This window comes from Corynebacterium sp. 13CS0277 (assembly GCF_002994655.1).
In the GTDB taxonomy this organism is placed as follows: Bacteria; Actinomycetota; Actinomycetes; order Mycobacteriales; family Mycobacteriaceae; genus Corynebacterium.
Map to the genome: position 1 here is coordinate 36,124 of NZ_PPDL01000002.1, position 13,193 is coordinate 49,316.

Below are 13,193 nucleotides of genomic sequence, written 5' to 3' on the forward strand. Positions count from 1 at the left end.
AGCCTCCGGCGTGTGCCCTCCCCCTCCCCTGGTGGCCCGCCGCCCGCTGTCTTGCGGCGGCCCGCCGCTTTCTCCCCGGTTTTCTCCCTCCCCACCACTTGAAGGGTTTTGTTTCTCCCATGACTCCCCACGAACTGCGTTCCTCCGTCACTTCCATCCTCGGCGTCGACGACATCGACCCCACGATCCCGCTCACCGACCAGGGGCTCGACAGCGTCCGGCTCATCACCCTGGTGGAAACCTGGCGTGAGCAGGGCACCGAGGTCGACTTCTTCACCATTGCGTCCTTGCCGACTCTCAACGACTGGGAGGCACTGATCTGCGGCGGTCAGTCCTAATGCGGCTCAACGACTGCCAGGCCTCTGTCTGGCTGGCCCAGTCGCTCCAGCCCGCGAGTGCGGCGTTCGCCTGCGCGGAGCGCGTCACCCTGCCCGAGGGCTTACAGGAATCCTTCCTGCGGGAGGCCATCGAGACCTGCCAGGCACAGGTACCGGCCCTGTGCGGGCGGTATACGGCCGCAGGCTGTGAGCCCCACGCCGAGTGGTTGCACCTCGCGACCACCTCCAGCACGGGTCGCGCGTTGGAGGAGGAGATCGACGACTTTCTCGTGCACAGCCCCACCCACCACGCAGGCGCTGAGACGCCCCTGGTGCTGCAGGGCGAGGATGTGTGCGCCCACCTGCTGGGGGACGGCGTGTGGGTGATTCGCGCCCACCACATCGCGGTCGATGGTTTCGTCATGTTCCTGTTCATCGGCTGGGTGCTGCGCACAGCTCACGCCCTGCAAACAGGTGGTGCGCTGCCGCCGTATCCTTTCGCCGCACCCGAGGAGGATGCGGGTGCCGACAGCGCTGCCGACAGCGCTGCGGCCGACACCACTGCGGCGGCGGCCGTGCCCTCGGAGCTGGCGGCGGCGTGGATCGCGCGCGGCGTCGGCGAGCAGGCGCCGCCGGTGTTGGCGGGGCCGCACCCCACGGGCGGCGACTGTGTGAGCGTGCGCAGCACCCACCCGCTGCCCGGCGGGGTGGACCTGGGGCTGCTGGCCGGCGTGGTCGCCGACTACGCCCGCAGTTTCACCCTCCACGAGGGCGCCTGGGCATTGGGCATGCCGCAGATGAACCGGCCGCTGGGCACGAAGCCGGTCGCGGCACCCCAGGTCACGGTCGCCCCGGTGGTCTGCCTCGATGGGCCCTGGTCCCCGGAGGCCACCGGCCACTACGAGGAGGCCATCTCCTGGGCGCGGGCCGCGGGCGCGGTGCCGATTGAGCAGCTCCGGGCGGAGCTGCCGCGCAGCACCCCCGCCCAGCCGCTCACCGGCCCGAGCATGAACCTCAGGCCGTTCCCGCCGACGGTGCCGCTGCCCGGGCTGGGGGTCGCCACCATCGCCACCCTGTCCGTGGGGCCCGTCGCCGACGTGGAGATCATCTGCCAGACCGGTGCGAGCGGGCAGAAAGAACTGTTCCTCATCAGCCAGACGACCCGGGCGGGGCGTGCCGCCCGGCAGGAGCTCCTCGACGCCCATGCTGCCCGCTTGGCGGGGATGCTCGCGCAGGCTGCTGAAGGTGCCGAACTGCTGCAGGCAACAACCCGTGCCGATCGGGAACTCCTCGCCGCCACCTGCGGGGAGGACCGGGCGCCGGAGTGTGTGACGCTGCCACAGATGTTCGCCGCACAGCGGGCGCAGATGCGCGCCGCGTCCCTCGAGGACAACCCGCTGTTGTTCTTCGACGGCACCTGGATTAGCCGCGGCGACACCACCCACCTCGTGGAGCGCTACGCCGCCGCCTTCGCGGCCGCGGGCCTGACCCCCGGGGATCGGGTGGCGGTGATGCTGCCGCGCAGCCCCGCACTCATGCTGGCGGTGGCGGCGGCCGCCGCCTGCGGCATCGCCTGGGTGCCCGTCGACCCGGAGTTGCCCGCCGCCCGCATCGAGCACATGGCGCGCACGACCCAGCCCGGGGCGTGGATCCTCGCCGCGAGCGACACCCCGGGTACGGCAGAGGATGCCTTCGGCGGCTCCGGATCCCACGCGGGTGACACCATCACCACCTGTGGGATAAGCGTGCCGGCCCTGCGGGTCGGGGTGTCGAGCTTCGACCTTGGGTTGCCGGCACCGACCGCGGCGGGGGCGGACCTGCTGGCGGCCGCGGTCGCGCAGGTCGGTGCGAATGATGAGGCCTACGTGCTGTTTACCTCCGGGTCGACGGGCCTGCCCAAGGGCGTCAGCGTCGGCCAGGAAGCAATCGCCAACCGGATTTCCTGGCAGGCGGAGATGCTCGGGGAGGCAGTGCTCATGCAGAAAACCTCCTGCGTGTTCGACGTGTCCGTGTGGGAGCTGCTCTCCGCGACGTCGCTGGGGATACCCACCGCGATTGCCCCGCCGCAGGCCCACAAAGACCCGGTGGAACTTGCCCGCGCCATCGACGCCGCCGGGGTCACCGTGTGCCACTTCGTGCCCAGCGCGCTCAGCGTCGCGCTGAGCGTGTGGCGCGAGAACGCGCCTGCACGCCTGCGCACGGTCGTGACCTCCGGGGAGGCCCTGGAGCGCGCCCAGGTCGATGCTGTCGCGGAGATCCTCGGCGCACGGACGCTGAACTTCTACGGCCCGACGGAAGCCGCCATCGACGTCACCGCCGCCTGGGCGGACGACAGCACCGGCGCGGTCCCCATCGGGCGGGCCGTGTGGCGCACCAGCGCCCTCGTCGTCGACGACGAGTGGCGGCTCACCCCACCCGGCGGCCTCGGCCGCCTCATCCTCGGCGGGGTGCAGGTCGCCCGCGGCTACGTGGGCGACCCCGACCGCACCGACGCGGTGTTCCGCGAGGACCCGATCGTCGGTGCGCCCGCCTGGGCGCGCGGCCGCTTCTACGACACTGGTGACCTGGCCAGCCTGCACGGCGGGGAGCTCTACTACGGCGGCCGCCGCGACGGGCAGGTCAAGCTGCGCGGGCAGCGCCTCGAGACCGGAGAGATTGCCGCCCAGGCGCGCGCCGCGGGCGGCGTCGCCGACGCCGTCGTCGTCGTCCGCGACTTCGCCGGGCAGCAGCACATCTGCGCCTACATCGTGCCCACGGACACCTCCGCCTGCGCGGATGCGGACGCAGCACGAGGCCTGGTGGCGGGGGTGCGGGAACAGCTGGCCGCCACCCTGCCGGAGTACATGCTGCCCAGCGTCGTGGATCTCATTGCCTCCGTGCCGCTGACGGTCAGCGGCAAACTCGACCGGGCAGCGTTGCCGCCCCTGGACGACGCCTTCGCGGCCGACGGTGCGGGCGCCTGTACTGCCGGTCGTGCGGATGCTGGGGAGGCGGTGGATTCCCCGCAGCTGGCCATCATCTGCGGGGCGCTCGCCCAGAGGCTCGCCCGGGAGACCATGCCCCCGGAGGCGAACTTCTTCGACGCCGGCGGTACCTCGCTCACCGCAGTCCAGCTCGCCGGGGACCTCAGCCGGCTACTCGGGACGACGGTGGCCGCCGCCGACATCTTCGCCCACCCCACCGCCCGCGCCCTCGCGGCGCACCTCGCGCGCGGCGGCGACGGCTGGTCCACGGCCGCAGCCGAGACCCTCCTGCTGCGGGCAGCGGACACCCCGCCCACCGGCCGGCCGGTGGTGTGCCTCTACCCCGCCGGCGGGCTGGGCTGGGCGTACGCCGGCCTGGTGCCGCACGTGCCCGCCGGGCGGGCCGTGCTCGCCCTGCAGGCCCCCGGCATGGTGGGCGATGCCGCGCCGGCCGCCAGCATCCACGCCGCGGCGGCCGCCGCCTGGGAGCGCATCGACGAGACCTTTGGGGCGGATGCGGCCGTCGATATTGTCGGCTGGTCGGTCGGCGGTGTCATCGCCCAGGACATGGCCGCCCACCGCCCGGCGCGCACCGGCACTCTGGTGTTGCTGGACGCCTACCCCGCCACCGTGTGGGAGGACGTGCCGGCACCGGAGGGCCCTGAGCTCATCCGGGGTGTGCTCGCCATGGCGGGTATTGAGCAGGAGTGCGAAGACCCCGCCGAGGCTGCGGCGCTGCTCGCCGAGGCGCCGGGCGTGTTCGCGGCCTTCCCCACGGAGCGCATCACCACGATCTTGGAGCTCATCTGGCACCACGCGCAGATCATGCGGGAGCACCGCACCCGCCCAGCTGACATCACGGCCCACATGGTGCAAGCGGAGCGGAACCCGCAGGCGATGGACCCGCACGCCTGGGTGGGCTTCGTCGACGAGCTGCTCGTGCACCCGATGCCGGTGGATCACCCCGGTATGGTCTCACCGGAAGTGTTTCGTCTCGTCGGTTCCCTCCTGGGAAACACCACCGACGCACCGGCACTCGACGGATAACACCCCGGCGAAACACCCCGGTGCTGACCCGGGGTGTTCTGCGCGCGGTAGTGCCGCACGGGAGGACGCGATCGCATATCCCACCCACCCCCGACCCGCCACTGCTGTGGCAGGCGGGGGTGTTGGGCGTGGGGTACACGCGGTGGCGCGCTGTGCTGCGTTAGGGGGCGAAGCCGAGCAGGAAGAACGCCAGGTAGATGTACGTGCCGAGCACGAACACGCCGAGGATGAGCAGCAGCCAGCTGCGCAGCCGGATCGCGCTGGCGACGACGCCCAAGCCGCCGCAGGTGGTGAACCAGAAGATGAGCGTGCCCTGGGCACCAATCCAGGAATCCACCACGAGGATGCTCGGGAGGGCGAGGATGATGAACCAGGCTGCGGCCACCCAGCCCGCGGGCGTGCGCGCACCGTAGAAACTCCAGGAGCGGGTCATGACAACCTCCGATCGTTGCCCCCGCAGAGGCCGCGGTGCGCGGCCACCTCGGCCCCGGGGCACGTGCCTCGGGGGCGAAAAAAAAGGGGGCGAGTGGTTTTCTCTCGAAGCGATGGGTGTACCCCCACCATAGACCGGCGGCGGTGCCCACCGCCGGGGTTTACCCCTGTCATCCTCCCCCGGCACCCCTGCAGCAGTGAGGTGGGTTGCAGTGCGATAACACCTCCCTTGTGCCCTGCGCGGCGCGGAATGTGGGGGTACTGCGTGCGGCGGGCCACCGCGCCCGCGCGCACACGCGCCGCCGCATTCCCACTGTGTGTTTATGTCCGGACAGTTCGCGAAGCGGACATTGGTGACGCATCCCTGGGCGCGCGGGCAGGGCAGGTGGATGCGTGGAATTTCTTGGAATGCGGGCCGTTGTAACTGCTCGTGGGACTTTTGCCCCACACTGTGGGCGCCATCGCCCCACGCCCACAGAATCGGACAGAACCACAGATAATGCACTAGGTGCAAGTTTGCGCGCCGTGCATTTTTGCACTAGGTTTACCGACCGTGACTCCTGATGCACTCCCCTTGCGCGAAGCCAAGCGCCGCGCCACCCTCGCCGCGATCGAAGACCACGCCACCCGCCTGGTCGAAGAACACGGCTTCGACGCGGTGACCGTGGAAGACATCTGCACGGCGGCGGGGATCTCCAAGCGCACGTTTTTTAACTACGTCGACAACAAAGAAACCGCGGTCCTCGGCCCCGTGCCCACCCTCCTTGATGAGGACGGCACCGCCGCCTTCGTCGCCACCACCCACACCCCGCTCCTGCCATCCCTGGTGGACCTGGTGCTGGACAACTTCATCGCCGGACACGGCAACACCTCCACCACCGTGTGGAAACGCCGCAAAGCGATTCTCAGCTCCGTGCCCCAGCTGGCGACCGCCCGGATGAAGCACTTCATCTCCGCGCACTTGGCCTACCGGCACGCCCTCGACCTGTACTTCCAGGCCCACCCCAACCAGCGCCTCCTCACCGATGTGTCCACCAGTGCCGAGGCCGACACCTGCATGATGCTCGTGACCTCCTGCCTGGAGCTCGGACTGCACCGCTGGGCGGAGGGCGAGGACGAATCCGACGATTCGCTGCGCCGGGCCTGCCACGCCTGCCTCGGCTACCTCGACACCATCACCAGCCGCGGCCGCACCTAGCTCGCAGGCAGCCGTCCGCGTTCTCCCCCTTTTCTCCTCTTCCCACCCCCTTTTCTTCCTGCCTCTTTCTGCCTTTTCTGTTCTTCTTTCTTCTCTTTCTTCCTTCTTTCCGCGAGAACCCCGTGCGCAGGCGCGCGGAAGAGAGAGCTTTTTTTCCTCCTTATTCACAGCCGGCCTGTGCAGCTTTTTTCCACACACGGCGCTTGAGTCGACCAAGGATGACTAGATGACCACACCAGAATCCACCCCCACCGCACCCGCGGGTGCGGCGCGCACCGGCATGGTGCCGCCGCACGCCCCACAGCGCGACCCCGCGCAGGGCAGCGTGCGCCTCATTTTCGCCGCCCTCATCCTGACCATGCTCATGAGCTCCCTGGGGCAGATGATCTTCGCCACCGCCCTGCCGACCATCGTCGGTGAGCTCGGCGGGGTTAACCACATGACGTGGGTCATCACCGCGTTCCTGCTGGGGCAGACCATTGCCCTGCCGATCATGGGCTCCCTCGGCGACATGATGGGCCGCAAAGGCCTGTTCATGTTCTCCGTCGCCCTGTTCATGCTCGGCTCCCTGCTGGGCGGGCTAGCGACCTCCATGGCATGGCTCATCGTTGCCCGCGCCGTCCAAGGTGTTGCCGGCGGCGGCATGATGGTGCTCTCCCAGGCGATCATCGCCGACGTCGTGCCCGCCCGCGAACGCGGCCGCTACATGGGCATCATGGGCTCCGTCTTCGGCGTCTCCAGCGTGCTGGGCCCGGTGCTCGGCGGCTGGTTCACCGATGGTCCGGGCTGGCGCTGGGGCCTGTGGCTCAACATCCCCCTCGGCGCGGTGGCCCTGGCCGGCATTTTCTTCTTCCTGAAGCTGCCCCGCCGCAGCCGCGCCGGCCGTGCCGACTGGCGGGGCATGGCCACCATGGCGATCGCCACCTGCTGCCTCATCCTGGTCATCACCTGGGGCGGCAACGAATACCCCTGGACCGACGCCCACATTCTCGCACTGGCGGCAGGGGCCGTGATCTTCGGCGGGCTGTTCATCGCCGTCGAGCGCCGCGCCACCACCCCCATCATCCCCATCCAGCTGTTTAGGAACCGCAACTTCCTGCTCACCACGACCGCCGGCCTGTGCCTCGGCATCTTCATGTTCGGCGCCCTGGCCTACGTGCCGACCTACCTGCAGATGGTGCACTCCCTGACGCCTACGGCCGCGGGCCTGATGATGATCCCCATGATGGCAGGGCTCATGGGCACCTCCATCACCGTCGGCAACATTGTCAGCCGCACCGGGCGCTACAAGTGGTTCCCCGTCGCCGGCCTTCTCATCGTCACCATCGGCCTGGTGCTGCTCAGCCAGCTGCAGGCCACCTCCAGCCTGCTGCACGTCGGCGTGTGCCTGTTCGTCTTCGGTTTCGGCCTCGGCTGCGCGATGCAGATCCTGGTGCTCATCGTGCAGAACTCCTTCCCCGTCACCATGGTCGGCACCGCCACCGCGGCGAACAACTTCTTCCGCCAGATTGGTTCCGCCATCGGCTCCGCCTTCGTCGGCGGCGTGTTCGTCGCCAACCTGCAGCCGAAGCTGGCCGCCAGCCTGCCGGCCGCGATTGCCTCCCTCGGTGAGGCGGGCAAGCCGCTGGCGGAGCAGTTCGCCCACGATGGTTCCTCCCGACTCACGCCCGCCATGGTGGCCGACCTCCCGGAGCCGGTGCGCACCGCCATCGACGTGGCCTACAACGACGCGCTCACCCCGGTGTTCCTCATGCTGGTGCCGCTGAGCCTGCTGGCGGCCGCACTCCTCACCCGCGTGAGGGAAGACCGGCTCAAAGACAGCGTCGACTAGCGACCGCGCAGCGTGCGCCCCTGTCGCATGCTTCGCGTGGTTTTCTTTCACGCTTTTCTTTCTTCTCTCTCCCTCTCTCTTTCGCCTCTTTTCTTCTTCACCTTTTCACTTCTTCGCTTTTGCTTCTCCCCCATTGTTTGTGCAAGGACATCTGACTTATGACTGCTGCGACGCGGACCGAACCATCCGCCCCGTACACCTCCACCATCACCCCTGAGGAAAACCGCCGCATCTGGTGGATCATGGGCGCGCTCATGACGGCGATGCTGCTGGCCAGCCTCGACCAGATGATTTTCTCCACCGCTCTGCCCACCATCGTTGGCGACCTGGGTGGCGTCGACCACATGATGTGGGTGATCACCGCCTACCTGCTGGCGGAAACCGTCATGCTGCCCGTCTACGGCAAACTCGGCGACCTCATCGGGCGCAAGTCCCTCTTCCTTGGGGCACTCGTGGTGTTCATCGGCGGCTCCATCGTCGGCGGCCTCGCCCACACCATGACCATGCTCATCGCCGGCCGCGCCATCCAGGGCATCGGCGGCGGCGGGCTCATGATCCTCTCACAGGCGATCATCGCCGACGTCGTGCCCGCCCGCGAACGTGGCCGCTACATGGGCGTCATGGGCGGAGTGTTCGGCCTGTCCAGCGTGCTGGGCCCGCTGCTCGGCGGCTGGTTTACCGAATCCATCGGCTGGCGGTGGGCGTTCTGGATGAACCTCCCGCTCGGCGCGATTGCCATCGCCGTCGCTGTGTGGAAGCTGGACCTGGCACCCCGCCGCCAGCCGGTGCGCTGGGACTTCGCCGGCACCGTGTTCATGATGATCTCCGCCTCCTCCCTCATCCTCTTCACCACCTGGGGTGGCAACCGCTACGCCTGGACCTCCCCGGAAATCCTCGGCCTGGTCGCCACCTTCCTCATCACTGCGGTCATCCTCGCGGTGGTGGAAACCCGGGTCGCCGACCCGCTCATCCCGCTGGGGTTCTTCACCAACCGCAACTTCCTGCTCACCACCGCCGCGGGCCTCGTGCTCGGCATCACGATGTTCGGTGTGCTGGGCTACCTGCCCACCTACCTGCAGATGGTGCACTCCCTCGACGCCACCGACGCGGGCTTCATGATGATCCCCATGATGGTCGGCATGATGGGCACCTCCATCTTCTCCGGCAAGCGCATCACCCGCACCGGCACCTACCGGGCCTACCCGCTCGTCGGCATGGTCGTCACCTTCGTCTCCCTGGTGCTCTTCCACCGCCTCACCCCGGAGACCTCCCTGTGGATGATCGGCTGCGACCTGTTCATCCTCGGCGTCGGCCTGGGCCTGTGCATGCAGGTGCTGGTGCTCATCGTGCAGAACACCATGCCCCTGGAGGTCGTCGGTAACGCCACCGCCGTGAACAACTTCTTCCGCCAGATCGGCTCCTCCCTCGGCGCCGCCCTCGTGGGTGGCTTGTTCGTCGGCCACCTGCGCACCCTCCTGCCGGAGCGCCTCGAGTCCGCCATGGCGGGCCTGCCCGCCGAGACCCAGGCCCAGCTCGCGGGGCGTGAGGTCGACCCCAACCAGGTCACCCCGGCACTCGTCGCAGAGATGCCCGAGCCGATCCGTGGTGCTTTCATCGGCGCCTACAATGACGCGCTCACCCCGGTGTTCCTCTACGTCATGCCGATGGTCGTCATCGCCTTCATCCTCATGGCGCTCATCAAGCACGAGCCGCTGCGCACGATGACGCTGCAGAGCACCCCGCCCGCCGCAGCAGGTGCGGCAGACGCCGACCACGCCGCGGCCGCGGACCACGCCCCCAGCCCGACCACTGCGGAGGACACCGCTGCACAGCACGCTGAGGCAGCCACCGCGGATACGAGCCCCGCGGCCTCCCCGCAGGCCTCCGCCCCGGAGACGCGCGACTAACGCCGCGCCCGGCCACGGGCATCCATCCGCCGCCTGTAGCCGCCATCTGCAGGTACCCAGTCCCGGGGAAGCACACCACGACCCCCTCGCCGCAACGCACCGCCACAGAACATGGCGTGCGTGGGCGAGGGGGTCGTTTCTCGCATCTGGCAGTAACAGGGGTGCCAAAGGATTGGGCGTGCGCTCAGGGGCGGGCCCGTGGAGGGGGTCTTTAGGCCTCGTGGGGGCCTTTGCCGTCCGGCTTCGGCAGGAGCTTCTCCCACACATCCGTATCCCGCCACTGGCCGGCCAACTCCCCGTAGGGCATCTTCGCCATGTGGCTGAAGGTGCCCACTTTCTCGAAACCACGGCTGGCGTGGAGAGCCGCAGAGCCTTCGTTTTCGGGGAAGATCCAGGAGTGGATGGCCCACTTGCCGAGCTCCTCGCAGGCCTCAATGAGGCGGTCGAGGAGAGCGCCAGCCACCCCACGGCCGCGGGCGGAGGGGTGAATGTAGATGGAGTCCTCCACCACCCCGTGGAACACCTCCCGCTGGCTCACAGGCGCGGCGGACACCCATCCCAACACCGTGGTGTTGTCGTGGGCCTCCACTGCGACGAAGACCGTGTCCATGATCTTCACGCTGCGGAACTTCTCCCAGCTGGGGGCGTGGCGCTCGAAGGTGGCGTGGCCGGTGTCGAGTCCGTGCTCGTAGATCTCCTTCACCTGGGCGTAGTCGGATTCCTCCAGGGGGCGGATCACGAAGGGCGTGGGGGCATCGGTGGATGACATGGTCGCCATTGTTGATGACTCGATGGTGTGCGTGCAAGGTTCTGTGAGAATTCTTCACCCACCCACCAGCACTTGAGCCACGCCACACCCACCCCGCAGTGAGCCGGGAGCGCGGGCGTGGGCACACCGTGAACATGCACACACGCACGCCACCAGCTGCGGCGAGGATTCCTCGCGGCAGGCCTGGTGGCGTGCGTGAGATGTGGGCGTCAAGCCCGTGTGTGGCCGCCCGCGTGGGCGAGCGACGTGCCTTGTGTGTTTAGGACACGACGGCGTGCCACTCGCCGGTCTCGGCGTTGGTCCAGTTGATGGTGCCGTTCTGGAACTGCTGGGTCCAGCCGGAGCCGTCGGTGTTGGTCACCTCAGGGGCGGTGGGCAGGCCGACGGGGTTCTCGAAGCCGCCGTCCTTGAACCAGGTGTCAGCGATCATGCCCTTGATGAGCACGGCGCCGGAGTCCTTGGAGTAGACGATGGTGTCGCCGGAGGAGAAGTTCACGACGTAATCGGAGTCGTTGCGGGACACGACGTCGGTGATGGCGCCGAGCTCACCGTCGGCGGCACCGTACTTCTCCCACTCGGTCTTGACGGCCTCAGGCACCTCGACCTCAGCGCCCTGCGCGTCGGTGACCTTGGACAGTGCGCCGGCCAGCTTGTCGGCCTGCTCCTTGGCGGCGTCGGCAGCCTTGTCAGCGCCCTCCTTGGCCTTGTCGGCGGCATCCTTCGCGGCGTCGCCGGCCTTGTCAGCACCGTCCTTCGCCTTATCGGCAGCATCCTTGGCCACGTCGCCAGCCTTGTCGGCGCCCTCCTTGGCCTTGTCAGCGCCAGCCTTCGCGGCGTCAGACACGGAGGAGGCGGCCTTGTCGGCGCCGTCCTTGACCTCGTCGGTGGAGCACGCAACCATGCCCAGGGACAGGGCAACAGCGGCGGCAGCGGCAGTGATGCGGAAGGTGGTGTTCTTCATAAAGCGGTCCATCCTTACAAGATGTGCGACAAACCCACAGCCGCCACAGTCACTCCCCGCGCATCACCCCGAGCGATATCGGGGTGCGGGGCCAGGGGGTGAAGATGTGCTCTCACACGCCTGGGGGATTGTAGGGCCGGGGTGGCGATTTTTCGCCGTGGCAACCATTATGCCAGAGTTTTCTGCCACATAGCAGGCGCCATGCAATTTTGTGATTAATCTTACGCATTACACAGGCTTGAACAATCACCCCACTGCGAGGGCGAAAAACGCATTCTTACTGCGACTTTCACGGCGGCCCGCAACCCAACAGATGTCATGCATATGCAAATAATTAATACCTTTGCATATCACTGAATCTGCGGGCTTCACCCGGCCCCACCACCCCGGGGCGCGCGCCCACTCAGCGGCGGCGTGCGCCCGGCTTGCGCCCACCCCGGCCACCGCGCCCCGCGCCACCGCCCCGGGCAGCCCCCTTGCCGCCCCGGGAAGAACCACCGGCAGCCGACTTCCCCGCACGGGCCTGCTTCGCGAGCGCCTTCTCCCGGGCCGTCTTCTTTCCAGGCGCCGCATTGCGGGAGGACTCGGGCTTCCGGCCCCGGGTCGTGCCGATGAAGTCCTGCACCAGATCGCAGTCGTCCTCCACCGCGAACACCGCAGCAATCGTCGTCGACACCCCATCCACCAGGTCGCGATTCTCGGTGTCCTTGTTATTCAGCGCCCGCAGCAGCGGCCGCGGCGCACAGGCCACGCCCACGTTCGCCGCCACCACGAGCACCGCATCGCGCACCGCGCGCACATCCACCGGGCCGGTCTCACTCGGGGTGTAGTGCACGATCTCGCCGGCCAGATCGGCGACGTGGAGACGCTCCAGCAGGGTGAGCTCATGCTCCTTCGGCAGCACCACCCCCGGGGTTTCCTCGTACAGGCGCACCACGTGCACCCGCCCGGCACCACGGGCGGCCTCCACACGGGGGTCCGGCAGCCGCACCAACGCCACCTCGGGGAGGGCGGCGGTACTGCCGGTGTCAGCTGCTGCGGGCGGTGCCGTGTCCCCTGCGGTGTCGGCGTGCACCCGCAGGGCGGCGAAGGCGTCGTCTTTCTCCTTGAGCACCACGCGCCCCAGGCCGCGCTCCTCAAAGCGCTGGCACCACTTGGACGGGGCCGTGCCCTTAGCAAAAAACAACGTCAGCGATTCCATAACGCACAAGTATAGGCAGCACACCCCACCCGCCCCACCCGCGAGCAGTAAGGATCGGCGGCTGGCGGGGATAGAGACTTCCCCACCGCCAGTGATACCGTGACCGGTATGACTTTCGAGACGAGCACCGCCAGCGACACCCTGCGGACCCCGGCGTCCGCGCAGCGCATGAAGCCGGCCACCGCCGCGAAGAAGCTCGGCATCTACCTGCCAGCCACCCCGCAGGAATTCCAGGACAACGCACTGACCCACGAGGAGTTCGTCGCCCTGCAGACCACCCCGCCGGAGTGGCTCGCCGAGCTGCGCCGCACCGGCCCCCACCCCCGCCCCGTCGTCGCGCAGAAGCTGGGCATCACCATCGCCGCACTCAAGCGCAACGACATGGACACCCCGCTGACCACCGCGGAGATCAAGGCCCTCCTGGAGGACCAGCCGGAGTGGCTGCGCACCGCCCGCACCCAGCTCGCCGAGGAACGCGAAGCCGCACAGGCCCGCGCCGCGAAAGCCAGCACCCCGGCCACAGGCGACGAGTCCTAGCCGGGGCTTTTCGTCTCCCCGCCCCACCCG

At 68.6% G+C, this 13,193-nt stretch carries 10 protein-coding genes; 6 read left to right on the forward strand and 4 right to left on the reverse strand.

What is annotated here, in order from left to right; translation table 11 throughout:
* Positions 1–119: 119 nt before the first annotated feature.
* Both C1Y63_RS00890 and C1Y63_RS00895 read left to right on the forward strand, forming a co-directional pair.
* A complete protein-coding gene (locus C1Y63_RS00890) occupies positions 120–338 on the forward strand; it encodes a phosphopantetheine-binding protein (RefSeq protein WP_106014586.1) in 219 nt (72 codons plus the stop codon).
* The gene (locus C1Y63_RS00895; protein WP_106014587.1) at positions 338–4,327 is read left to right on the forward strand and encodes an AMP-binding protein; all 3,990 of its coding nucleotides are present in this window, start codon (positions 338–340) and stop codon (positions 4,325–4,327) included. The genes C1Y63_RS00890 and C1Y63_RS00895 overlap by 1 nt, the downstream gene beginning before the upstream one ends.
* 160 nt (positions 4,328–4,487) lie before the next feature.
* Here the strand turns inward: C1Y63_RS00895 and C1Y63_RS00900 are convergent, their stop codons facing one another.
* Positions 4,488–4,760, reverse strand: coding sequence for a hypothetical protein (locus tag C1Y63_RS00900; protein WP_106014588.1), 273 nt, complete (start codon positions 4,758–4,760; stop codon positions 4,488–4,490).
* A gap of 552 nt (positions 4,761–5,312) precedes the next feature.
* Between C1Y63_RS00900 and C1Y63_RS00905 the strand changes: the two genes are divergently transcribed.
* From C1Y63_RS00905 to C1Y63_RS00915, 3 genes are all read left to right on the forward strand, one after another.
* Entirely contained in the window at positions 5,313–5,957 is a 645-nt protein-coding gene (locus C1Y63_RS00905) for a TetR family transcriptional regulator (protein ID WP_158256049.1), read from the forward strand.
* Between the two features lie 280 nt (positions 5,958–6,237).
* Positions 6,238–7,788 carry an MDR family MFS transporter gene (locus C1Y63_RS00910; protein ID WP_106014683.1) on the forward strand — a complete coding sequence of 517 codons (1,551 nt, stop codon included), beginning with the start codon at positions 6,238–6,240 and terminating at the stop codon, positions 7,786–7,788.
* Between the two features lie 158 nt (positions 7,789–7,946).
* A complete protein-coding gene (locus tag C1Y63_RS00915; protein ID WP_106014590.1) occupies positions 7,947–9,695 on the forward strand; it encodes an MDR family MFS transporter in 1,749 nt (582 codons plus the stop codon).
* Positions 9,696–9,906: 211 nt separating this feature from the next.
* Here C1Y63_RS00915 and C1Y63_RS00920 read toward each other — a convergent pair whose 3' ends face one another.
* From C1Y63_RS00920 to C1Y63_RS00930, 3 genes are all read right to left on the reverse strand, one after another.
* Entirely contained in the window at positions 9,907–10,464 is a 558-nt protein-coding gene (locus C1Y63_RS00920; RefSeq protein ID WP_106014684.1) for a GNAT family N-acetyltransferase, read from the reverse strand.
* Between the two features lie 259 nt (positions 10,465–10,723).
* Positions 10,724–11,425, reverse strand: coding sequence for an LGFP repeat-containing protein (locus tag C1Y63_RS00925; RefSeq protein ID WP_146128815.1), 702 nt, complete (start codon positions 11,423–11,425; stop codon positions 10,724–10,726).
* A gap of 403 nt (positions 11,426–11,828) precedes the next feature.
* The gene (locus C1Y63_RS00930; protein WP_146128816.1) at positions 11,829–12,626 is read right to left on the reverse strand and encodes a LysR family transcriptional regulator; all 798 of its coding nucleotides are present in this window, start codon (positions 12,624–12,626) and stop codon (positions 11,829–11,831) included.
* Positions 12,627–12,794: 168 nt separating this feature from the next.
* On the opposite strand from C1Y63_RS00930, the gene C1Y63_RS00935 reads away from it, so the two are divergent.
* The gene (locus tag C1Y63_RS00935; RefSeq protein ID WP_233195515.1) at positions 12,795–13,163 is read left to right on the forward strand and encodes a DUF5997 family protein; all 369 of its coding nucleotides are present in this window, start codon (positions 12,795–12,797) and stop codon (positions 13,161–13,163) included.
* Positions 13,164–13,193: the final 30 nt, after the last annotated feature.

Coding starts and splice junctions, on each gene's coding strand:
- C1Y63_RS00890 (WP_106014586.1), top strand. CDS start 120: ATGACTCCCCACGAACTGCGTTCCTCCGTCACTTCCATCCTCGGCGTC.
- C1Y63_RS00895 (WP_106014587.1), top strand. CDS start 338: ATGCGGCTCAACGACTGCCAGGCCTCTGTCTGGCTGGCCCAGTCGCTC.
- C1Y63_RS00900 (WP_106014588.1), bottom strand. CDS start 4,760: ATGACCCGCTCCTGGAGTTTCTACGGTGCGCGCACGCCCGCGGGCTGG.
- C1Y63_RS00910 (WP_106014683.1), top strand. CDS start 6,238: ATGGTGCCGCCGCACGCCCCACAGCGCGACCCCGCGCAGGGCAGCGTG.
- C1Y63_RS00915 (WP_106014590.1), top strand. CDS start 7,947: ATGACTGCTGCGACGCGGACCGAACCATCCGCCCCGTACACCTCCACC.
- C1Y63_RS00920 (WP_106014684.1), bottom strand. CDS start 10,464: ATGTCATCCACCGATGCCCCCACGCCCTTCGTGATCCGCCCCCTGGAG.
- C1Y63_RS00925 (WP_146128815.1), bottom strand. CDS start 11,425: ATGAAGAACACCACCTTCCGCATCACTGCCGCTGCCGCCGCTGTTGCC.
- C1Y63_RS00930 (WP_146128816.1), bottom strand. CDS start 12,626: ATGGAATCGCTGACGTTGTTTTTTGCTAAGGGCACGGCCCCGTCCAAG.
- C1Y63_RS00935 (WP_233195515.1), top strand. CDS start 12,795: ATGAAGCCGGCCACCGCCGCGAAGAAGCTCGGCATCTACCTGCCAGCC.